This is a genomic window from Halolamina sp. C58 (assembly GCF_051195095.1).
Lineage (GTDB): Archaea > Halobacteriota > Halobacteria > Halobacteriales > Haloferacaceae > Halolamina.
In genome coordinates this window covers 1,516,205-1,538,306 of record NZ_JBNTJY010000001.1, presented here as the reverse complement: position 1 = coordinate 1,538,306, position 22,102 = coordinate 1,516,205, and the positions used below count along the sequence as shown (strand labels likewise).

The following is a 22,102-nucleotide window of genomic DNA, read 5'->3' as shown; positions in this document are numbered from 1 at the left end:
GCGCTAAAGGCGCTGTGGGGAAACGTTCGGCAGAACGCCGTAAAACCATTTCGATACGCCCGGCCGGAATCCGGCCGTGTACGGCGGTTTGTGCCACTGTACCGTGGTTCTGGTCTCAGCGCGGGGGGAGTCGCCCCACGTCGGACAGCACTGCCGACGCCGTCTCGGGCCCGCCGGCGCCGTGTCCCGAGATGTTCAGCCGCCCGGCGTGGCCGGTTTCGATCTGGACGATGTTCTGGGTGCCGGTCACCGCGAGCGTCCCGTTTTCGGGCACTAACCGCGGCCCGACCCGGACGCCGTCCGGCGTCGCCTCGGCGATCAGCCGAACGGTCCGGCCGTCCTCGCCGGCCAGCGAGAGCGCACTCACGGGGAGGTCTTGGATCCCGCTCACCGACGCGTCGTCGAGAGTGAGCGCGTCACGCCCCCGAGCCTCCCGGAGCACGTTCGCGACGATCACCCCCTTCAGTGCGGCGTCGGTGCCGTCGACGTCGAACGTCGGGTCCGCCTCCGCGACGCCGAGGTCCTGGGCCTCCGAGAGCACGTGATCGTAGCTCAGCCCCTCCGCGGCCATCCGGGAGAGCACGAAGTTCGCGGTGCCGTTGAGCACGCCCCGGACGCGCTCGATGTGGCGCGGGCCGAAGTCCTCGACGGTCCGCACGGCGGGGATGGCGCCCCCGACGGTCGCCTCGAAGCGGAGCCGCCCATCGCTCTCCCGGGCGACGGCACGGAGCTCGTCGTAGCGCTCGGCGACGGGACCCTTGTTCGCGAGCACGACGTGCCGGTCCCGTTCGAGCGCCGTAACGGCGTTGGAGAAGCCGGGTTCGGCGTCGCCCAACGTCGTCGGCGTCGCTTCGACCAGTACGTCGTAGTCGGCCTGCAGCAGCGCCTCGTGTGGCTCGCGGCCGACCGTTCCTGTCTCGGACTTGCGGTCGAGCGCCGCGGCCACGTCCAGCGGATCGCCCAGCGCCGCGCCGGTCGAGTCCGCGATCCCGACGATCTCGTGGCCGTGCTCGCCGGCCAGCTCCGCGACCGACCGGCCGACCGCACCGACGCCGACGATCGCCAGCCTCATGCGCTCGCCTCCAGCGGCTCGACGACCGTCAGTCCCTTGCGGTCGGCGATCTCCCGCACCTGCTCCAGCGCGGCGCCGCGCTCGCCCGAGCGGGCGCCCAGCCGCAGGTACGCGCTCGACACCGACTCGACGCCGTCGGGCGCCGACAGCGAGAGCTCCTCGACGGCGACCGTCGACGCGCTCTCGATCTCCCGCAGCGTCTCCGAGAGGTCCGTGTCGACCAGGTGGCCGGTCAGCAGCACGCGGAACGCCTCGCCGTAGTACTCCTCGTCGGCCGCGACGACGGTCACCCCGCGGTCACGGAGCCCCTCGATCACGTCGTCGAACCGCTCGGCCGGGCAGTCCAGCGCCACCTCGACCGGGATGCGCCCGCCGGGTGTGCGACTCCCGCGCTCGTGGAACACCGAGAGGAGGTTTCCCCCGTGTTCGGCGATGGGTTCGAGCGCGGCCGCGAGCTCGCCCGGCTCGTCGTCGAGCTCGAGCCGGAGCGTGTGTGTCGTCACCCCGTCGGCGCGGCTCATCGTGGTACGACACCCCCGGCGATCGACTGTGGACGGAACACGGACGGACGGAGCGCCGGGGTGGACATAAGCCTTCTCGGGGTGTGGCAACCGCGCCACCCCGAGACGGCGCTGTCGCTGGAGGGTTCGAAAAGAGCGAAGAGAACCGCAGGCGGTCGAGCCGAGTTAGATGTAGTCGACCGACTCGGGGAGTTCGAGCTTCATCCCCTTGCGCTCGCGGATCTCCATGATCTGCTCGCGCTGGAGGTTGTCGGCCATCACGCGGAAGCCGGCGTTCTCGGTGTTCCAGGACGCACGACCCTCGGTCGCGCTCCGGATGTCGCTGGAGAAGCCGATCATCTCCTCGACGGGCGCGACGCCCTCGACGACCATCAGGCCGCCCTCCTGATACATGTCGTCGACGCGGCCACGGCGACCCTGAATCTCGCCGGAGGCGGCGCCCATGTGCTCGCTAGGCACGTCGATCCGGACGTTCTGGATCGGCTCCAGCAGTCGGATCTCGCCGTCGATCAGCGCGCGGTGGACCGCCTCGCGGACGGCGGGGATGACCTGTGCGGGACCGCGGTGGATGGTGTCCTCGTGGAGGCGGGCGTCGTGCAGGCGCAGCAGCGTCCCCTGCACGGGCTCGGCCGCCAGCGGGCCGTCGTCGAGGGCCTCCTGCAGCCCCTCGACCACCAGCTCCATCGTCTCGTTCAGGTGCTGGATCCCCTTCGTGTCGTCGATGAGGATGTTCGTCCCGTGGATGTGCTCCACGTTCTGGGACGTGTCCTTGTCCATGCCGGCGTCCTGCAGCGCCTCACGGCGCTCCAGTTCGGGCATGTCCATGGAGACCTCGCCGAGCTGGATCGCGTCGACGATGTCCTGATCCATCGGGTGGATGGAGATGTAGAACTTGTTGTGGCGGTTGGGCGAGACGCCCTCGACCTCCCGGGAGTCCTGCTGGGGCTGCTCGCGGAACACGACGATCGGTTCGCCCGTGTTGACCGGGATGCCCTGCTCCTTCTCGATACGCTGGGTGATCACTTCGAGGTGGAGCTCGCCCTGCCCGCTGATCAGGTGCTCGCCGGTGTCCTCGTTGATCTCGATCTGGATCGTCGGGTCCTCCTTGGCGACCTGCTGGAGCGTCTCGATCAGCTTCGGCAGGTCGTCCATGGTCTGGGCCTCGACGGACTTCGTGATCACCGGCTCCGAGATGTGCTCGATCGACTCGAACGGCGTCATCTCCGTGGAGGAGACCGTCGAGCCGGCGATAGCGTCGCGCAGCCCCGTGACGGAGGCGATGTTCCCCGCGGGGACGCGATCCACTTCCTCGCGTTCGCTCCCCATGAACAGCCCGACGGACTGGATCCGGTTCTTGCCCGCGGTGCCGGAGACGAACAGGTCCTGTCCCTTCTCCAGCGTGCCGGAGAACACACGACCCGTCGCGATCTCGCCGGCGTGGGGGTCCATCGAGATGTCGGTCACCATGAACACCACGTCGCCGTCCTCGTTGACCAGCCGCATGTCCTCGGCCAGCTCGGACTCGGAGTCGCCGCGCCAGATGCGCGGGACACGACGGGGCTGGGCGTCGACAGGGTTGGGGAAGTGCTCACAGACCATGTCGAGCACCACGTCCGACAGCGGCGAGCGCTCGTGGAGCTCGTCGCGCTTGTCGTTACGCTCCATCTCGATGATGTCCTCGAAGGAGATGCCGGTACGCTGCATCGACGGCATCGAGACGCCCCACTTGTACAGCGCGGAGCCGAAGCCGACGGTGCCGTCCTCGACGGAGACGGTCCAGTCGTCGTCGATGTCGTCCATCTCCTCGATCATCCCGCGGATCAGCTCGTTCACGTCGGCGATGACGCCGAGGAGACGCTCCTGCATCTCCTCCTCGCCCTCCTGCAGCTCGGAGATCAGGCGGTCGACCTTGTTGATGAACAGGGTCGGCTTCACGCCCTCCCGCAGCGCCTGTCGCAGCACCGTCTCCGTCTGGGGCATCGCGCCCTCGACGGCGTCCACGACGACGAGCGCGCCGTCGACGGCACGCATCGCTCGGGTCACGTCGCCACCGAAGTCGACGTGGCCCGGCGTGTCGATCAGGTTGATGAGGTGGTTGGTGCCCTCGTACTCGTGGGTCATCGAGACGTTCGCCGCGTCGATGGTGATCCCACGCTCCTGTTCGTCCTCCTTCGTGTCCATCGCCAGCTGCTCGCCGGCGGTGCCCTCGGAGATCATCCCCGCACCCGCGAGGAGGTTGTCCGAAAGCGTCGTCTTCCCGTGGTCGACGTGGGCGGCGATGGCGATGTTCCGGATGTTCTCCGGCGTGTCCATCAGCCGCTCACATTCTTGGACAATTTTCTTACGTCGGCCCATTGGGGTGGGATACCCGTGGCGGGGTCAAAAGGGTAGTGTTTCACGTAGCGGGTGTGCCACCGACACACGCCTCTGTGGCCGCCACAGCGGGCGATTCTGTCACTCGACTGGTGCCCGATCACCGGCGGCTGTCAGACGCCACGTTACACGACGATATCGGCGGCTGCTAGACGCCGCCTCACACTGCCGACATCGGCGGCTGACAGACGCCGCCTCACACTGCCGACATCGGCGGCTGACAGACGCCGCCTCACACTGCCGACATCGGCGGCTGCCAGACGCCGCCTCACATTGCCGAAACCGTCTTCCCCCTCTACCCCGTGGTACAGTTACACATGGATATACGACTCCCCGACAACGGCCCCGCGGAGCCGTTTCTCGGCGCAGCAGACCTCTTGGAGACCGAGAGCGAGATCGACCTCCCCGTTCACGTCCGCGTTCGCGACGACCCCGACGAGCGCACGTGGGCCGGCCACTACGAGGACCGACACGTGCTCAACATCTCCCGACAGGCCGCGACGAGCGCGATGGCGCGGGAGCTGGCGCTGCACGAGCTCTCCCACATGGCGCGGTACGAGCAGCACCACCCCTCCCACCACCAGTCGACGCGGGAGGCGATCTTCCTCGCGCTCGCGGGCAAGAGCGTCGAACAGCGCAAGCTGGCCCACGTCCACCAGCTCGCCAACCACATGAAGGACATCTACGCCGACGACATCACGCTCTCGGTCGCGCCGGGCGGGAAGCTCGTCACGTTCCTCGAGTCCCGGCTGGCCGATGCCGTCGCCGACCGCCCGCCCGCGGCGCCGTCGGGCTGGCAGCTCGCGACGCCGGGGTCGGACCCGGAGATCACGGCGGTCAACGCCGCCTTCGCACTCGCGCTCGTGGAGCGCCACGACCTCGTCGATCCCGACCACCGGATCTACGACCTCGCACACGCGGCCGCGGACGACGCCCCGGAGGTCGGCGTCGAGGAGTTCGCCGAGGCGTTCCGATCGCTCGACGACGACCCCTCCGAGAGCGAGTACCGCAAGGCGCTGGTCGACGTGACCCGGAGCTACGTCGGCGCGGGCGCGGACTAGGCCTCGGTGATCCGCACCAGCACGTCGTCGATCTCGCGGGGGAACGGCTCGTTCGCCCGGCCGTCGCGGTTGGAGGTGATGGCGTACAGCGCGCCGTCGGGCCCCTCCTCGACGTGGCGGATGCGCCCGAGTTCGTTCACGAGCAGGTCGTGGCTGGTCACCGTGTACTCGTCGTCGAGCCAGTCGGCGTCGTGGCGCTTCCCCGTCTCGCCCAGCTCGGGAAGCTCCTCGCCGGCGGGGGTGAGCGTGAACGACTTCAGCCGCTGATTGATCAGCGCGCCCACGAGCAGCCGGTTCTGCAGCGTCGGCGCCGCGTCGCCGCGGTAGAACGAGGAGCCGGAGGGCGCCCACGTCGCCGACACGAGCGCCGAACTCGCGACCGGCCGGTGGTAGTCGGTGCCCTCGTACTCGTCGGGCCGGCGCGCCTCGGGCCAGCCGTAGTTGCCGCCGGCCTCCAGCACGTTCACCTCGTCGGGGCCGGGGCCGTGCTCGTCGGCGACCGGCGTCGCGTCGGGCAGCCAGCTCAGCCCCTGAACGTTCCGGTGGCCCATCGTGAAGATCCGGGGGTCGCCCGGGCTCTCGTTCCCGGGCGCACCCTCGCCGTCCGGCGTCATCCGGAGCACCTTCCCCGCCAGGGTCTCGGGGTCGGCGGCGAGTTCGCCGTTGCCGGCATCGCCGGCCGTCACCCAGAGGTAGTTCGCGGGGCCGAACCGCAGGCGGCCGCCGTTGTGGATGTTCGTTCTGGTCCCGGCCCGAGCGGGCGACTCCGCGAGCACGGAGACCGGCTCGCCCGGGTTCTCGCTGTCGGGCTCGAACGCCGCCAGCCGGACGACGGGCTCCTCGTCGGTCGTCGCGGTGTAGTAGACGTACACCAGCGGCACGTCAGGGTAGTTCGGGTGGACTTCGACGCCCATCGTGCCGCCCTCCCCGCCTTCGACGAACCAACTGTCCTCGTCGCTGCCGGGTTCGACGGAGCCGGCGGGGATCGCGTCGGCGGGTTCGAACGACAGGCTGATCTCGCCGTCCGCGTAGCGCAACACCTGCCCGGTCCGCTCGGTCAGGAACAGCTCGCCGTTCCCGGTGAAGGAGAGGTCCCACGGGATCTCGAGCTGTTCGGCGAGCACCTCGGTCTCCAGTTCGGTCTCGGCGGCGCTCGTCGGCGCCGACCACTCCGGATCGTAGCCGTCCCACGCGGTCTCGTCGTGGTCGAGGCTGGGGTCGTACTCCCCGGAGTCGGTCGGTCCGCCGGGGGAGGGGTCGGTCCCGGGGTCGGTGTCGCTGGGGTCGTCCGGGGCGCTACAGCCGGCCAGTCCGACGGCCGAGAGGGCAAGCAGCGTTCGGCGGGAGAGCGTATCGGGGTCCACGTTCGATAGTCGCCATCGCCGCCCAAAGTCTTTCTGTCAGGCTGCGTCCCCCGGTCCGGCTCCGCCGTCGAGCAGTCGGAGCGGCCGCGTGACCGTCGATACCGCGGCGACGAGGAGGAACACCCCACCGAGCACGGCGACGGCGCTGGTCTCCCCCAGCGCGTCCGCGAGCACGCCAGCGCCGACCGCCAGCGGTAGCTTGTACAGTCTGGTGAGCATCGACACCGCGGAGACAGCCGTGGCCCGCCCGGCGTCGTCGACGGCCTCGCTCACGCGGGCGTTGACCACCGGGAGCAGCAGCGCCCGCGAGGCGCGCTGGGCGACGAACATCGGGAGCGCGGCGACCAGCACCAGTCGCGGGAGTGCGAGCAGCCCGCTCGTGAGTACGGGGACGACGAGCAGGAGCCGGCGCGCCCCCAGCCGATCCTCGAGCCATCCCGCCCGCTGGCTCGCGACCGCGGTGACGCCGCTGAAGCCGGCGTACAGCAACCCCAGCGAGAGCCCGACCGGGAGCCCGCCGGGGATCGCCGTCTCCAGCAGCGACTCGGCGATCGGCTGCACGTACGTCGTCGACGCGCTCACCACGGCGAAGAAGAGGCCGACGTACAGCGCGAACGACCGCAGCGACGGGCGGGCGACCGCCCGGCGGAGCACGCCGAACGTCTCCGCCGCGCTCGGACCGCTGCTCTCGTCCCCGCGGTACGCGCGGTTCTTCGGCAGCGAGGTCAGCACCGCCAGCCCGAGGAGGTTCACGCCGACGCTCGCGAGGAACGGCCACGTCGGATCGACGCCGTACAGCGCCCCGCCGCCGATCGCGGTGACGACCGAGCTCCACGCCGTCACGGCCTCCCCGCGCCCGCGGATCCGGGTGAACTCGCCGGCGTCGAGCCGTTCGCTGAGCGTGTCGTACAGCCACGCATCGATGCTGCCCGACGCGAACGTCAGCCCCAGCGCCCACGGGACGTACAGCGCCGCGTACCCCAGGGGCGACCGGACGAACACGAACCCGAGCAGCGACGCCGCCTTCAGGCCGATACTCAGGCCGATGCTCGCTCGCCGACCCAGCCGATCCCCGACGTACCCCGTCGGCACCTCGCCGAGCACGACGACCGCGGCCGACAGCGCGCTCAGGGAGCCGACGACGGTGAAGGAGAGGTCCCGGAGCAGGAACAGCGTGAAGATCGGGGCGATGAACCCGACCGACCGGGTCGCCTGCAGCAGGTAGAACTTCCGGACGACGTTGGAGGGCACGACTCGGCGGTTCGATTCCCACTCCGCAAAAACGCATCGAGAGCCGTCGCTCGTATCCTGCTAAAAACGGGAAAAGCGGAGCCGAGTTAGCGGGCCGCGGCCGCGACGCGCTCGGTCTCCTCCTTCTGGGAGATCGGGTAGACGTTCACGTCGTAGTCGGCGGCGCCGATCAGCTGCTGGGCCAGCGCCTCCTCGACGGGCGTGGCCGTGTTGCGCGAGGCGTTGAGCGTCCCCTGCGCGATAAACTTCAGCCCCTGGTCGACACGGCGCTGGGGCGCCACGTCGACGGCCTTCGGGACCGAGATCCCGCCGTACTTCAGGCGGACGGTCTCCTCACGGGGGGCCGCGTTCTCCACGGCGGTGACGAGCACCTGCGCGGGGTTCTCCTCGGTCCGCTCGTGGACGATCTCGAAGGCGTCCCGCACGATGCGGGTCGTCTTCTGCTTCATGCCCGTGTTGTCCTCGGTCTGCATCAGTCGGTTGATCAGGCGCTCGACCACGCTGATCTCGGACTTCTCGAACTGCTTGCTCGCGTGGCGGCCCATCGTGTGCGCGACGGGCGTCACGTTGAGGTAGCGCTGGGTCGAGGGGTCGGAGTACTCGATGTCGCTCACGTCCCAGACGCCGAACAGGTCGGCGCCGGTCGACGTCTCCTCCGTCGTCTCCTCGGCCTCGACGTCCTCGGCCTCGGGCTCTTCGCTCTCGCTCATCTGACTGGCTTCTCCGCGTTCCCGCGCACCAGTTCGATCAGCGACACGCCGTTGACCTTCTCGACCTTGTAGTTGACACCGGAGATGTCACCCATCGCACGACCCTTCGAGCCACCGATCCCCGCGATGGTGACCTCGTCGTGCTCGTCGATGAACGAGATCGCGCCGTCACCGGGACAGAACGCGGTGACCTGCTTCCCGTTCTTGATGAGCTGGACCCGGACACATTTCCGGATCGCCGAGTTGGGCTGTTTCGCTTCGATGCCGACCTTCTCCAGCACGATCCCGCGACCCTGCGGGGCGCCCTCGAGCGGGTCGGACTTCTCCTTGAGTCCGCGTTCGCGGCGCGCGTACTCCGAGTCGGACCACCGTCGCTTCTGGCGGTCCTTCTTGAGTTTCCGCGCGGCGTACTTGCCGTTCGCCATACCCCAACTCCTCGACGGAGCCACTTAAGCGTCCCCTTTCGAGGAGAGAAGACGGATCGAGAACGCGTTAGAGGTGGCGCTACTCCGATCTGCGCCGGTCACGCTCTACGCCAACTGCACGTCGTCGATGTCGAAGTGGCGCGCCGCCAGCCGCCGGGCCGCCTCGATCGACTCCCCGCCGGCCCCGATCGCGACCCCGCGGTCGCCCTGCGGCACCTCGACGTACGCGACGGTGCTGCCGCCCTGGGTCGACAGGGTGACGTTGCGCACGGCCGCAGGCGCGAGGCAGTTGGCGACAAAGGCCGCGGGCTCGTCGGCGTTCTCCACGAGATCGACGCGGCTGCCCAACTGCGACTCGACGGCCTCGACGGTCTCGCCGTCCGGCCCGATCGCCGCCCCCATCTCGCCGGCAGGGATCACGAACACCGCGCGGTCGTCGTCGACCAGACAGTCCACCGGCGTCACGTCGGCCACGTCTGCGAACGCGGCGATGTGCCGGCGCGCCTCGTCCGACAGCGTCAGGCTCATCGCTGCCCCTCCGTGGGCCGGCGAGGCCGCCCGACCGCTGCCGCCGTCGAGTGGGAGCGCGATCGTCCCATCAGTCGTCGGCGGATTTCGCGGCGCCGCCCGAGCCCATCCGGAGGTCCACGTCGCCGGTGCCGATCGACACCGGCTTCCCGACGATCACGTTCTCGATCACGCCGTCGAGGTCGTCGACTTCGCCGTGGACGGCGGCGTCGAGCAGGTGGTTCACCGTCACCTCGAACGCCGCACGGGCGAGCACGGACTCCTTCGAGCCGGAGATCCCGTGCCGGCCGATCGACTCGATCGTCCCGCGGTTGGTCATGATGTCCGCCACCAGCATCAGGTGCCGGACGTTCACGTCGTCGAGCCCCTGTTCGGCCAGGGTCTCGTGGGTCTCGTTGATGATCGTCTCGCGGGCGGCCTCGATCCCGAGGTTGTCGTAGATCTCGTGGATGTTGTTACACGTCGAGCGGCTGGTGTCGACGCCCTCGATCTCGAGGATATCGCCGAACGCCGACCCCTCGGTGTAGAGGACGAACTCCTCCTCGTCGTCCTCGACTTCCTCCTTCCGGATCACGACGCGGGAGATCTCCTCGATCCCCTTGAACACGACCTCGCGGAGCTCCTCGACCAGCTGGAGCAGCTCGCGGTAGCTGGGCTGCTCGGGGCCGAACGCGATCGTCGTCCCCTTGCGCTTGGTCGCGACTTTGAGCTCGCTCTCGATGGTGTCCTGGATCTCCTCGGCGACCTCGCCCACGTCGTCGTAGGTGGGCCAGCGCTTCTGGAGCGTGTCCTCGTTCAGGTCGATCGTGACCTGCATGTCCGCGACGTTGGTGGAGACGTTCCCCAGCGCGAGGATCTTCGTCGCCTCGATCTGCCAGACGACCTCGCGGGCCTTGTCGCGGTCGGTCGCGTACTCCTCCTCGAGGTGGACCGTCATCGTCGGCGTGTCCGGCGTCTTCCGGGCGTCGACGAGCTCGATCAGCCGGGGCAGCCCCTGCGTCACGTCGATCTCCGCGACGCCCGCGAAGTGGAACGTGTTCATCGTCAGCTGGGTGCCCGGTTCCCCGATGGACTGGGCCGACACCGTCCCGACGGGGTCGAGCGCGTCGACCCGGGTGTCCTCGTAGCGGGCGACGACGGCCTGGACGATCTCCTCGATCTCCTCGCGGGTCGCGCCCTCGTTCTCCTCGATGGCGCCGTAGATGCGGTCTTTCAGTCGCCGGGGCAGGTCGGTGTCCTCGACCAGCGCCTCGGTCGACTCGTCGATGTGCTCGAAGCTCTCGGGGAGCGCCTCGGCGTCAGTCATCGCTCACCCCCTGTCCCGCCTTGTTCAGGCCGGGACCGGCGTACTCCGAGATGTTGGTGGTCTCCTCGCTCTCGCCGAGGAAGCGGGCCTTCTGCTCCTCGCTGCTGAACTCGGCGTCCAGCACGCGCTGGGTGATGGCCTCCACGTCGACGGGGTCGTCCTCGTCGGAGGAGACTTTCACCGGCGAGGTGCCGTCCTCGCCGAACTCGAACTGGACGACCGTGCCGGAGGTGTCCCGGACGGTGCCGTCGTACTGCGCCTCGAGTTCCGAGAGCGCGTTGATCAGGCGGCGCTGGAGGTAGCCGGACTTGGAGGTCCGGACTGCCGTGTCGACCAGCCCCTCGCGGCCACCCATGGCGTGGAAGAAGAACTCCCGCGGGGTGAGCCCCGAGCGGTACGAGTTCTCTACGAACCCGTGGGGTTTGGCGCCGAGGTCGCCGCGCTCGTAGTGGCTGAGCGTCCGACCCTCGTAGCCGCGGTTGATGCGCTCGCCACTGACGGACTGCTGGCCGACGGTGGCGGCCATCTGGGTCAGGTTCAGCATCGACCCACGCGCGCCGGAACGGGCCATGACGATCGCGGGGTTGTCGTCGGCGAAGTGGTCGCCGGCGATGTCCTCCGCGGAGTCACGCGCCTTGCCGAGCGTCTGCATGATCTTGAGCTCGAGCGTCTCGTCGACGGTCCGGCCGGGGATCGAGTTCAGATCGCCCGCCCGGTACGTCTCGATCAGCTCGTCGACACGCTCGTAGGCGTCGTCGATCGCTTCGTCGACCTGCTCGTCGGCCGTCGGCGGGACGGACTCGTCGTCGATCCCGATCGAGAACCCGAAGTGCATGATCGAGCGCATCGCGAGCGTCGCCACCTCGTTGACGAACACGCGGGCGCGCGTCTTCGAGTACTCCTTGGTGATCGTGTCGACGATGTCGCCGCCGAAGGCGCCGATGGCGCCCTCGTCGATCGTCCCCTGGACGAGCTGGCCGTCCTCGATCACGACCTCGTCGTCGGCCTCGGAGCGGAACTCGAGGTTGAGGTCGTCGGGCAGCAGCTCCGAGAACACCGTCCGGCCGTTCCAGACGGGCTCGCCGTCCTGCTCGCCGTCGGGCTCGGGCAGCTCGTCGACGCTGGTCGCACGCAGCAGGTCCAGCGCTTGGTTCTCGGTGAACTCGGGGTTGTTCCGCGTGAGCAGGTACGTCCCGGAGACGTGGTCCTGGATGGCGCCGATGATATTCTCACCGAAGCGCGGGCTGAGCATCTGCTCCTGCACCCGCATCAGCACGCGGGCCTCCGCACGCGCCTCCTCGTTCTGGAGCGCGTGCATGTTCATCTCGTCGCCGTCGAAGTCGGCGTTGTACGGCGTACAGACCGTCGTGTTCAGCCGGAACGTCTTGTACGGCATCACGACCACCTCGTGGGCCATGATCGACATCCGGTGCAGCGACGGCTGTCGGTTGAACACGATGATGTCGCCGTCGGTCAGGTGTCGGGAGACCTCCCACTCGGGCTCGACCTTCTCGGCGAGCTCCTCGCAGTTCTTCTCGGTCACCTTCAGTCGGCGGCCGTCGGGTCGCTTGACGTAGTTGGCGCCGGGGTGGCCCTCGGGGCCGTTCCGGACGTACGTCCGGGCCTCCTCGAGGTTGCGCTCGGAGACGTTCATCGTCTGGGTCATCTCCCGGGCCACGCGCTCGGGGACGCCGACCTCGTTCAGCGAGAGCGTCGGGTCCGGCGAGATCACGGTTCGCGCCGAGAAGTTCACGCGCTTCCCGGACAGCGAGCCACGGAAGCGACCCTCCTTCCCCTTCAGTCGCTGGGAGAGCGTCTTCAGCGGCCGACCCGAGCGGTGGCGGGCCGGCGGCGTCCCGGAGATCTCGTTGTCGACGAACGTGGTGACGTGGTACTGGAGCAGTTCCCAGAGGTCCTCGATGATCAGCTGGGGCGCCCCCGCCTCGCGGTTCTCCATGAACCGCTGATTGATGCGGATGATGTCGACCAGCTTGTGGGTGAGGTCGTCCTCGGAACGCTGGCCGTTGTCCAGCGTGATCGAGGGACGGGTGGTGACCGGCGGCACCGGCAGCACCGTCAGGATCATCCACTCGGGCCGGGAGGTCTCGGGGTTGACGCCGATGTTCGCGAGGTCCTCGTCCGGGATGTCCTCGAACCAGTCCCGGATGTCGCTGGGCATCAGCTTGTTCTCGTCCTCCTCGGTGAGGTCGATGTCCAGCGCCTTCTCCAGCGCCTTGCGGTCCTCCTCGCGCGGGCGGAACTCGCCGCCGAGGATGTCGTTGATCCGGTCGAGCGCGATGCCGGTCTCGTCGGCGAGCTCCTGCGGCGAGATGCCGTCGTCGTCCTCGTCGTCGGGCTGCATCGCCTCGGCGATGATCTCGGAGTACTCGCCGGCGAGGACGTCCTGCACCTCGTAGTAGGTGGTCGGCTTCTCGTGTTTGATGTCGTACTGGGTCTCGCCACAGAACGGACACCGCGACGTCTTCCGGGCCTGCCGGATGGCGGCCTTCAGCACGTCGTCGGGGTCGTCGCCGAGCTCCTTGGCGCGTTCGAGCCGTTCGGCGAACTCGGCCTGCTCGTCCTCGGTGAGCGAGAGCCGGCCGCAGTCGCGGCAGGTGCCACGCAGCAGGCGGCGGATCAGCTTCGCGAAGCCGACGTGGATCACCGGCGCCGCGAGCTCGATGTGGCCGAAGTGGCCGTTACACGAGCCGGAGTGCTGACCGCAGGTCCGACACTCCAGCCCGGGGTCGATGACGCCCAGTCGGGGGTCCATCAGCCCCATGTCGATGGGGTAGCCGTCGTCGTCGTACGTGTCGGCGGTGATCACCTTCGTGGCGCTCATGTCCCGGTACGTCTCCGGGTCCATCAGGCCGAAGCTGATCTCGCCGATCTCCTTGGGTGAGCCTGAGATTGACATTTATACTGCGTCCTCCAGTTCGAGTTTGGGTCGGATGCCGAGCGCCTTCATCTCGTCGAGCAGCAGCTTGAACGCGTAGCTGACCTCCAGCTCGTGGATGTTGTCCTCGTCTTTCGTGATGGGGTCGTACACCCGGCGCTGCTCCACGTCCTCCACCGCGACCATCCCGGTGTCCTCCGAGATGTACACCGTCTCGCGGTCCGAGGAGTCGAGCAGGCGTTCCTTCAGCGCCATCGCGGCGCCGTGACCGATCAGCACCTCACGCTCCATCTCCCCCACGCGGAGGCCACCCTCGCGGGCGCGCCCCTCGGTGGGCTGTCGGGTGAGCACCTGCACGGGCCCGCGGGAGCGGGCGTGCAGCTTGTTGCTCACCATGTGGTACAGCTTGTGGTAGAAGATCGTGCCGACGAAGATCTCGGCCTCGATCTTCTCGCCGGTCACGCCGGAGTACATGACCTCCTTGCCGGAGGACTTGAAGCCGCGTTCCTCCAGACTCTCGCGGAGTTCCTCCTCGCCCTCGCCCTGGAACGGCGTGCCGTCGACGCGCCGGCCTTCCAACGAGCCGACCTTGCCGCCGAGCATCTCCAGCACGTGGCCCACGGTCATCCGCGAGGGGAGCGCGTGGGGGTTCATCACGAGGTCGGGGATGAGCCCCTCCTCGGTGAACGGCATGTCCTCCTGGGGCGCGAGGTGGCCGACGACGCCCTTCTGGCCGTGCCGGGACGCGAACTTGTCCCCGAGCTCGGGGATGCGTTCGTCCCGGACCGAGACCTTCGAGAGCTTCGAGCCGTCCTCGCCCTCCATCAGCGTCACCGTGTCGACGATGCCGTCCTCGCCGGAGCGCATCGTGACCGAGGTCTCACGCCGCTTCTGGGGCGAGAGGCCGCCGAGGTCCTCCTGCTCCTCGAGGAACCGGGGCGGCGAGGTCTTCCCGAGCAGCACCGAGCTCTCGTCGACCTTCGTCTCGGGGTTGACCAGCCCGTCCTCGTCGAGGTGGGTGTAGGCGTCCTCCCCACGTGCGCCGCGCACGTCCTGGGAAGGCACTTCGAAGCGGTCCTCCTGACCGCCGGGGTAGCGTCGCTCCTCGCCCTCGTACGTGCGGAAGAAGTGCGAACGGGCGAGGCCACGCTCAACGGAGCCCTGGTTCATGACGAGGGCGTCCTCGATGTTGAACCCCTCGTAGGACATGACCGCGACCGTGAAGTTCTGGGCCGCGGGACGCTCGTCGAACCCGATCTGCTCGGTGGTCTGGGTCTTGACCATCGAGAGCTGCGGGTAGTGCAGGAGGTGCTGGCGCGTGTCGGGCCGGATGCGGTAGTTCGCCGAGGGCAGCCCGAGGGACTGCTTCATCATCCCCGCGCCCATCGTGATCCGCGGCGAGGCGTTGTGCTCGGGGTAGGGGATCATCCCCGCGCCGATCCCGAAGATCAGCTGCGGGTCGACCTCGAGGTGGGTGTGCTTCTCGGTGAGGTCGTCCTCGTCGACGGCGACGAGGATGTCCTCCTCCTCCTCGGCGTCGATGAACTCGACGATACCGCGGTCCACGAGGTCGTCGAACTCGAGCTCGTCGTCCTCGATCGCCTCGATGTGCTCGTCGGTGAGCCGCGGCTCGCCGTCGTCGACGACGATCAGCGGTCGGCGCGCGCGGCCGGAGTCGGCGTTGACGATGACCTCGCGGGTGCGGTCCTTCACCGCGACGTTGACCATCTCGCTGACCTCGCCGTTGCGCCGTGACTCTCGGATCTGTGCTGCTAGCTCCTCGGGGTCCGGGTGGGTCCCCACGAGGCTGCCGTTGACGTAGACCTTCGCAGGTCGTTCTTGTTTTCCTGCCATCTCAGTCGTCCGCGGGTGTTGCTCGTTCGACGCCCTCGATACCGGGGATACCCTCCACGCCCATGTCGTCGAGCTCGCGCTTCAGTTCGCGCTCGTCGTCGACGTGCTGGGAGAGCTCCATCGCCTGTGCGAAGTTCTTCACGAGACCGCAGTTCGGCCCCTCCGGCGTCTCGGAGGGACAGATACGCCCCCACTGGGTGGCGTGCAGGTCACGCGCGTCGAAGTGGGGCTGGGAGCGACTCAGCGGCGAACGGAGCCGTCGCAGGTGGGAGAGAACGCCCATGTAGTCGGTCCGGTCGACCAGCTGGGAGACGCCCGAGCGGCCGCCGACCCAGTTCCCGGTCGCGATCGGGTGCTCCAGCCGTTCGGTGAGCACGTCCGACCGGACGACCGTGTTGACGCTGAGGTCGCGGTTGCGCATGTTGGCGCGTTCGAGCTGGTACTTCACGTCCCGGGAGAGCTTGTTCAGCGCGGTCCGGAACAGGTCCTTCATCAGGTCGCCGCTGACCTTGAGGCGCTTGTTGGAGTAGTGGTCCTTGTCGTCGGAGTCGCGCCGCCCGAGCGCGAGCTCGAAGCACGCTTCCGCCATCCGACAGAGGTAGTACGCCTTGTTGATGCGGACGTCCTCCTCCTCGACGCCCTCCTCGTGGAGGTGCGGGAGGAGGTAGCGGTCGATCACGTAGTTCGCCCGCTTGAGCTGGTAGTTCTTCCCCTGCCCGGAGGCGACGCGCTTCCCGAGGGTCTCGATCGCCTCCTCCTCGGTCTGCACGTCGGCCTCCTCCAGGTTCTCCAGCATGAACTTCACGATCTCGGGGTCCTCCGAGACGCGGTGGACGATCTCCTCGTCGGACTCCAGCCCGAGCGCTCGGACCAGCGTCACGAACGGCACGGAGCCGGAGACGGAGGGGAAGCTGACTTCGAGGATCCCCTCGCGGTTGCGCTCACACAGCACGAGCGCGCGGTAGCCACGGCGCTGAGAGAACGTCTTGGCGACCTGGATGTCGTCGCCGTACTTGGTGTCGTGCTCCGCGAGGATCTTGTTCGGCGCGAGGTCCTCGCTGGTCATCAGCACGCGCTCGGAGCCGTTGACGATGAAGTAGCCGCCGGGGTCGACGGGGTCTTCGCCGATGTCGATCAGCTCCTCGTCGGAGAAGCCGTCGATGTTACACTTGTTCGAGCCGACCATGATCGGCATCCGGCCGACCTTGGTCTCGGTCTGATCGACGACCTCCTCGGGCTCCTCCTCGCCGCCCCGGACGATGGACATCTCCATGAACACCGGCGCGGCGTAGGTGATGTTGCGCAGGCGGGCCTCCTGCGGGTAGAGCAGCTCCTCGGAGCCGTCGGCCTCGCGGACGCGCGGCGTCAGGATGCGCACGTCGCCGAGTTCGACCCAGACGGGCTCCTGCCCTTCCTTGTCGCCGATGTCGGTGCCGATCGTCTCCTTCTCGTCGACCACGTCCTGCATCCCGCGGTCGAGGAAGTTGTTGAACGATCGGAAGTGATGCTCCGCCAGTCGTTCCTGGGAGAAGTACTCCCGGGAGACCGCGCGTCGGTCCTCTCGATCCATTATTCGACCACCAGCCTGTAGACGACCGCAGTGTCTGTGGTACGCGAGTCGCGTTCGATACGGACGACGTCGCCGGGCTCTGCCTCCTTGGGCAGGGCGGGATCCCTGCGCTTGATCTTGGGTAGGTTGGTCTTCTTCACTTGGTACTCCTCCAGCACCTCCTCGACCTCGGGCTCGTCGAGGAGCGTGTGCTCCGGAACCAGTTCGTGTTGGCTTACGTCTACCATAGGTGTGGGGCGTTCAGAGAATCGGTCACGAGATACTACGGCTGTATTTTAGCCGGCCGCACATAACGCTTGCTAATGTAGGTTGCGCGTGCGCGAGCGGTTGACGCACGCGACCCCGGCCGCGTCGCCGGTAGGGGTGCGGGTCGACGCCGCCGCGGCGACGCCACGCCACGCGGTTGCCTCCCACGGCGCCGATGGATGGCAAGCCTTATTTACAACACGGCGGTACAATTGAGTGCAGCGAGGCAGCGTGCCCGGATGGTGTAGTGGCCCATCATACGACCCTGTCACGGTCGTGACGCGGGTTCAAATCCCGCTCCGGGCGTTTCTTCGGATCGCAAGTGAACGAGGAGCGAAGCGACGAGTGAACCGCGATCCGAGAACGACTATCGAGGGATTCTGAACCCAGAGAACGAGCGAAGCGAGTTCTCGCTATTCAAATCCCGCTCCGGCGCTTTCTGTTGCGACCAACTGACGAGCGTCGAGTCCAGCGACCCGATCAGCGCCGGTAACGAGTCCCGGGAGATCAGTCGTCGTCCGCCGCAACCGCCTGCTCCTCGCCCGTCAGCACGTCCACCTGCGCCGAGAGCCACGCGTCGATGTCCGCCTCGCGGACCGACGCCTGCAGCGACTCCATCCGCTCGTGGCGTTCGGGCTCGTTCATCTCCAGCGCCTCGCGGATCGTCTCGGCGAACCCCGCCACGTCGTAGGGGTTCACGGAGAGCGCCGCGGGACACAGCGACTCGGCGGCACCGACGAAGCGGCTCAGGACGAGCGTTCCCGGCGCCCGCTCGCGGGCCGGATCTTCGAGGGGCGTCGACTGCGCGAGCCCGGCGTTGGGGAACGGCTGTCCCTGTGCGGCGACGAACTCCTTCGCGACGAGGTTCATGCCGTCGCGTCGGGAGCTCACCACCGCGGCGTCGGCGTGACGGTACAGCCCCGCGAGTTCGCGGTCGTCGATGTCGTCCTCGATGTAGACGACCGGCGTCCAGTCCGCGGTCCCGTGGGCCCCGTTCAGGTCGGCGATCCGGTCGCGGACCTCGTCGTAGTAGCGCCGGTAGGCGGGGATCCCCTCGCGAGTCCGGGTGCCCTTCTGGACGTAGGTGAACTCGCCCGCCAGTTCGGGCGTCGTCTCCAGCAGGTGTGCGAGCGCGTCGAGGCGTTCGATCACCCCCTTCGTGTAGTCGAGTCGGTCGACCCCTAGGACGATCGAGCGCTCCGGGTCGAGGTCGTACCGATCGGTCACCCGACTCCAGTAGTGGGTCGCGGCGTCGCTCCGGGCGTTCGCCGCGACGCGTTCCGGATCGACGCCGATGGGTGAGGCGTACGTCTCCACGGTCCGGCCGTCGTAGCGGATCGCGCCCGACGCAGTCACCTCGGCGTCGGGGACGAACCGCGCGACGCAGTCCCGGAAGTTCGCGGCGTAGCGGTCGAGGTGGAAGCCGACCGCGTCGTTGCCGAGCAGCCCCCGGAGCAGTTCGGTTCCCTGCGGGCAGATTTCGAAGAAGTCCGGCGTGGGCCACGGGACGTGCCAGAACTGCACCAGCCGCGCGCCCGGCCGCTGCTCGCGGACGTACCGCGGCGCCAGCGCGAGGTGGTAGTCCTGAAACCAGACCACGTCGGGGTCGGCCTCGACTGCGCGCTCGGCGAACCGGCGGTTGGCCTCGCGGTACGCCGGCGCGAACGCGGGGTCGACGGTCACGGGGTCGGCTTCGAGGTGACAGATCGGCCAGAGCACCTGATTGCTGTAGCCGTAGTAGTAGTTCTCGACCAGCCGGCGGGGGAGGTCGAGCCGCGAGAGCGTGTAGCCCGGCCGGTCGGCGTCAGCCGCACCGGCCCCGTTGCTGTCCGGCGGAACGTCGACCTCGCCGTCGGGCGCCACCGCTGGGTCGAAGTCGGCGTCGCCGCTCCCCCACGCGACCCACGTGCCGCCCGTCTCGGCCACCACGCCGTCGAGCGCGGTCACGAGTCCGCCGGCGGGGCGCTCCGCCGTCGGCTCGCCGTCGGCGTACTCGTGGACGTACGGCTCGCGGTTCGAGACGACCACGAGCGAGCGGTCGCCGAGCGCGTCGTCGATCACGGGCGGTCGTGGTCGCCGGGCGGAGTTGAACCCATCGGGACCGGCAGAGCGGCGTTTTGCTGACGGCGCGACTCCCCCGGCGTCGGCCGCTTCCAGCACGCTTTAGCTTCCGCCGCCGGACCCACGACCATGAACCCCGTCGACGTCGCTGGCCTCCCGGTCGGGGACGGCCACCCGCCGCGGATCATGGGCGTGTTGAACATGAGCGTCGAGTCGAACTACGACCCCAGCACGTGGGGCGACGTGGACGGCGCCGTGGAACACGCCGAGCGGATGGCGGCCGAGGGCGCGGACATCATCGACGTGGGGCTCCAGTCCTCGAACCCGAAGAACCCGTGGCAGGCAGTCGATACGGAGCTCGAACGACTCGAACGCGCGCTGGAGGTCGTCGACCGTGCGGACTGCGATGCGGTCTGGTCGATCGAGACGCGCTACGCCGAGGTCGCCGACGAGGCGCTCGCCCGCGGCTTCGACATGGTGAACGACGTGTGTGGCTTCGCGGACCCCGACATGCCCGACGTGTGCGAGAAACACGACGCCGCGGTCGTGAAGATGGCCTCCCCGCCGGACATCCAGTCGCCGGGCCACCTCCGCTCTATCGACGACTGCGTCGCCGCGCTGGCCCGCGGCGGCTTCACCGAGAAGACGATCATCGACCCCGCCTTCGGCGGCTGGTACGACGAGAAGACGTACGAGGACAACTGGGAGATGTTCCGCCGGCTCCGCGAGTTCCGGGCGTTCAACCGTCCGATCCTGACCGCGACCAACCGCGAGGACTTCCTCGGCGACATCGCGGACCGCCCCGACACGGAGGACCAGCTCGCGGTCAGCCTCGCGGCGGCGACGATGGAGGTCGAACGCGGCGCGGACATCGTCCGCACTCACGACGTGCCCGAGACCGCGGACGTGGCCGCCGTCGCCGACTCCCTCGGCGACCGGCGCGCGATCGAGACTGGTCCCGCGGCCCGCGAGAGCGACGACCAAGCGGGCGTCCACGCTGCCGAACTCACCGGCGTCACGCCCCGCGAAGTCGCGCGGAACACCGCCCTCCGTGAGACGGACGGCGCCGACCCGGCAGCGGCGGGGACGCTCACGTTCGCCGCCGGTGACCTGCCCACGCCCGCTCACGAGGAACTCGCGGCGGTCGGCGGCGAGCACGGCCTGCTCGTCGCTGCGGGCGACGCCGGCGACACGATCCCGGCCGACGAGGTCGAGGCTGCCGACGACGACTCCCGAGGCGGCCACGGCGACCGACCGGCCGGCGAAGGAACGTTCGTCTCCGGCACCGTCGCGGCGTACGAGGACGCGCTGCCCGAACTCTCCGGCACGCCCGGGCTGGAGGCGCTCACGGCGGCGATCCGTGAGGCGATCGATCGGGAGCAGCTGTAGTCAGGCGCGGCGCAGGAGCAGCGTCACGGTTCCGACGCCCATCAGCACTACCGCGACCGCGAGCAGCGCGGGTAGGTCTCCGGAAAGCACGGCCGACGCGAAGCCGACGATCGCTCCCCAGATCGCGTCGCGGAACTCGATCATCCCGCCGACGAGAAACGCCAGCGAGAGCAGGAACAGCGCGGCGATCACCATCCCGCGAACCGGGTTCTGTCGGATCGCGAGCCCGAGTCGCTCCTTGAACGTCGGCACGCCGTCGTCCCACGCCCGCTCGCCGCTCCGATCGTCTGGTCGGCTCACGGTCCCCCCTTCGAGCGCTCGCACCTGTCGTTTTCCCTTCGCGCGTCGGCCGACTCACTCGCGGCGGTGTCGCTGGCCCGCGGCGTGTCGCCGCCGTGGGGAGTGTGCCGCTCCCGAACGCGGACCGTGTGCGTCGACTCGGTCGCGTCGTCGACGACCAGCGCCTCGCCCCGCCCGCTCGGCAGTCGCTCCCCGAGCGTTCCGGCGAGGTACGTCGGACTCGTGGCCGCGAGTGCGTCGATGTCCGCCTCGCTCGTGAGTCGGTGCGCGACCAACAGATCGGCCTGCGAGGCGGCGACTGCAGGGAGCGCCGACGGGCGCTGCGTCGCGAGCACCAGCGAGACGCCCGGTGCGCGCCCCCGAGTGAGGAGCGTCCGGAGCGCCGCGCCCGCGACGCCGTCGACGGCGACGTGCGCCTCGTCGACGAACAGCCACGGCAGGCGGTCCGGACACTCCTCGCCCGTTCGAGCGTCGTAGAGTAGCCGCGCCACTGCGGCCACGACGGCGCTCGTCGGCGCGTCGTCGACACCCGACAGCGAGAGGACGGTCGCCGCCGGACCGAACAGGTCGTCGGCGCCGAGTCCGTCGGCGTCGAACACCGCCCACTCCCGCGCCCGCCGGAGGTGATTCCTCGCGGTCCGCCGGAGCTCGTCCCTGCAGTCGGCTCCCTCGACGCGATCGAGCATCGCGGCGAGCGTCGGCGACGACGCGGCGGCCTCCCAGACCACTCCACCGGCCCCGCTCGTCGGGTCCAGCCCGATCAGTGCCGGCCACTCCGACGCGGGCAGCGCGTCCGCCCGGATCGTCGGTCTCTCGATCACGTTCGCCGGGACGCTCTCGGTACCGCCGATCGTCTCGGCCGCGAGCCCGCCGAACGTCCCCATCGGATCGACGACGACCGGCGCGAGCCCCTCGGCCCGCGCGGTCGCTTCGGCGAGCACGCCGAGCGTGTGTGACTTCCCGGCGCCGCGCTTGCCGACGACGAGCGCCGCGTGCGGACGGTCGATGTCGATCCCCACGCGAGCACCGCGACTCCCGTCGCGGGCGAGATACCGACCGAGATGGCCGGCCATCGGTGGCGGCGCTGCGCCGTTCCCGCTCGGTTCGTCGCGCTCGCGACCGACGACGTGCATACCCGGGGCTGGTCGCGTCATCCCCCTTGAGTGCTCGTCCGC

18 protein-coding genes and 1 tRNA gene are annotated in these 22,102 nt (G+C 69.0%); 3 read left to right on the top strand and 16 right to left on the bottom strand.

What is annotated here, in order from left to right; genetic code table 11:
* Window positions 1–115: 115 nt before the first annotated feature.
* The 3 genes from ACQUSM_RS07995 to ACQUSM_RS07985 form a co-directional block, all read right to left on the bottom strand.
* Window positions 116–1,072, bottom strand: coding sequence for a homoserine dehydrogenase (locus tag ACQUSM_RS07995; RefSeq protein ID WP_435117507.1), 957 nt, complete (start codon window positions 1,070–1,072; stop codon window positions 116–118).
* Complete coding sequence (locus tag ACQUSM_RS07990; RefSeq protein WP_435117505.1) at window positions 1,069–1,593, bottom strand: amino acid-binding protein; 525 nt, start codon at window positions 1,591–1,593, stop codon at window positions 1,069–1,071. The genes ACQUSM_RS07995 and ACQUSM_RS07990 overlap by 4 nt, the downstream gene beginning before the upstream one ends.
* A 165-nt stretch (window positions 1,594–1,758) precedes the next feature.
* On the bottom strand, window positions 1,759–3,948 hold the full coding sequence (locus ACQUSM_RS07985) for an elongation factor EF-2 (RefSeq protein ID WP_435117503.1): 2,190 nt from the start codon (window positions 3,946–3,948) through the stop codon (window positions 1,759–1,761).
* Window positions 3,949–4,283: 335 nt separating this feature from the next.
* Here ACQUSM_RS07985 and ACQUSM_RS07980 point away from each other — a divergent pair, with 335 nt between their 5' ends.
* Complete coding sequence (locus ACQUSM_RS07980) at window positions 4,284–5,027, top strand: DUF5781 family protein (protein ID WP_435117501.1); 744 nt, start codon at window positions 4,284–4,286, stop codon at window positions 5,025–5,027.
* Here ACQUSM_RS07980 and ACQUSM_RS07975 read toward each other — a convergent pair.
* The 10 genes from ACQUSM_RS07975 to ACQUSM_RS07930 form a co-directional block, all read right to left on the bottom strand.
* Window positions 5,024–6,391 (bottom strand): PQQ-dependent sugar dehydrogenase, encoded by a 1,368-nt coding sequence (locus tag ACQUSM_RS07975; RefSeq protein WP_435117499.1) that lies wholly within the window; start codon window positions 6,389–6,391, stop codon window positions 5,024–5,026. The genes ACQUSM_RS07980 and ACQUSM_RS07975 overlap by 4 nt on opposite strands.
* A gap of 36 nt (window positions 6,392–6,427) precedes the next feature.
* Window positions 6,428–7,642, bottom strand: coding sequence for an MFS transporter (locus ACQUSM_RS07970; RefSeq protein WP_435117497.1), 1,215 nt, complete (start codon window positions 7,640–7,642; stop codon window positions 6,428–6,430).
* Window positions 7,643–7,728: 86 nt separating this feature from the next.
* Window positions 7,729–8,352, bottom strand: coding sequence for a 30S ribosomal protein S7 (locus ACQUSM_RS07965; RefSeq protein ID WP_435117495.1), 624 nt, complete (start codon window positions 8,350–8,352; stop codon window positions 7,729–7,731).
* A complete protein-coding gene (locus tag ACQUSM_RS07960) occupies window positions 8,349–8,777 on the bottom strand; it encodes a 30S ribosomal protein S12 (RefSeq protein ID WP_049979636.1) in 429 nt (142 codons plus the stop codon). The genes ACQUSM_RS07965 and ACQUSM_RS07960 overlap by 4 nt, the downstream gene beginning before the upstream one ends.
* A gap of 105 nt (window positions 8,778–8,882) precedes the next feature.
* Window positions 8,883–9,305: a NusA-like transcription termination signal-binding factor gene (locus ACQUSM_RS07955; protein ID WP_435117492.1), complete on the bottom strand. Its 423-nt coding sequence runs from the start codon at window positions 9,303–9,305 to the stop codon at window positions 8,883–8,885.
* Between the two features lie 70 nt (window positions 9,306–9,375).
* Window positions 9,376–10,611 (bottom strand): DNA-directed RNA polymerase subunit A'', encoded by a 1,236-nt coding sequence (gene rpoA2 / locus ACQUSM_RS07950; RefSeq protein ID WP_435117490.1) that lies wholly within the window; start codon window positions 10,609–10,611, stop codon window positions 9,376–9,378.
* On the bottom strand, window positions 10,604–13,528 hold the full coding sequence (locus tag ACQUSM_RS07945) for a DNA-directed RNA polymerase subunit A' (RefSeq protein WP_435117488.1): 2,925 nt from the start codon (window positions 13,526–13,528) through the stop codon (window positions 10,604–10,606). The genes rpoA2 and ACQUSM_RS07945 overlap by 8 nt, the downstream gene beginning before the upstream one ends.
* Window positions 13,529–15,361 carry a DNA-directed RNA polymerase subunit B gene (gene rpoB / locus ACQUSM_RS07940; protein ID WP_435117486.1) on the bottom strand — a complete coding sequence of 611 codons (1,833 nt, stop codon included), beginning with the start codon at window positions 15,359–15,361 and terminating at the stop codon, window positions 13,529–13,531.
* 1 nt (window position 15,362) lies between these two features.
* Window positions 15,363–16,931 carry a DNA-directed RNA polymerase subunit B'' gene (locus tag ACQUSM_RS07935; RefSeq protein ID WP_435117484.1) on the bottom strand — a complete coding sequence of 523 codons (1,569 nt, stop codon included), beginning with the start codon at window positions 16,929–16,931 and terminating at the stop codon, window positions 15,363–15,365.
* Window positions 16,931–17,158: a DNA-directed RNA polymerase subunit H gene (locus tag ACQUSM_RS07930; RefSeq protein ID WP_049979642.1), complete on the bottom strand. Its 228-nt coding sequence runs from the start codon at window positions 17,156–17,158 to the stop codon at window positions 16,931–16,933. The genes ACQUSM_RS07935 and ACQUSM_RS07930 overlap by 1 nt, the downstream gene beginning before the upstream one ends.
* Before the next feature lie 252 nt (window positions 17,159–17,410).
* Between ACQUSM_RS07930 and ACQUSM_RS07925 the strand changes: the two genes are divergently transcribed.
* Window positions 17,411–17,483: transfer RNA gene (locus ACQUSM_RS07925), tRNA-Asp, on the top strand.
* Window positions 17,484–17,684: 201 nt separating this feature from the next.
* Here the strand turns inward: ACQUSM_RS07925 and ACQUSM_RS07920 are convergent.
* Window positions 17,685–19,238 carry an alpha,alpha-trehalose-phosphate synthase (UDP-forming) gene (locus ACQUSM_RS07920; RefSeq protein ID WP_435117481.1) on the bottom strand — a complete coding sequence of 518 codons (1,554 nt, stop codon included), beginning with the start codon at window positions 19,236–19,238 and terminating at the stop codon, window positions 17,685–17,687.
* Window positions 19,239–19,367: 129 nt separating this feature from the next.
* On the opposite strand from ACQUSM_RS07920, the gene folP reads away from it, so the two are divergent.
* The gene (gene folP / locus ACQUSM_RS07915; protein WP_435117478.1) at window positions 19,368–20,627 is read left to right on the top strand and encodes a dihydropteroate synthase; all 1,260 of its coding nucleotides are present in this window, start codon (window positions 19,368–19,370) and stop codon (window positions 20,625–20,627) included.
* On the opposite strand, the gene ACQUSM_RS07910 is transcribed toward folP, so the two are convergent.
* Together ACQUSM_RS07910 and ACQUSM_RS07905 are read right to left on the bottom strand one after the other, a co-directional pair.
* Entirely contained in the window at window positions 20,628–20,927 is a 300-nt protein-coding gene (locus ACQUSM_RS07910) for a hypothetical protein (protein ID WP_435117476.1), read from the bottom strand.
* Window positions 20,924–22,060, bottom strand: coding sequence for an ATP-binding protein (locus tag ACQUSM_RS07905; RefSeq protein ID WP_435117474.1), 1,137 nt, complete (start codon window positions 22,058–22,060; stop codon window positions 20,924–20,926). The genes ACQUSM_RS07910 and ACQUSM_RS07905 overlap by 4 nt, the downstream gene beginning before the upstream one ends.
* Between the last annotated feature and the right edge of the window lie 42 nt (window positions 22,061–22,102).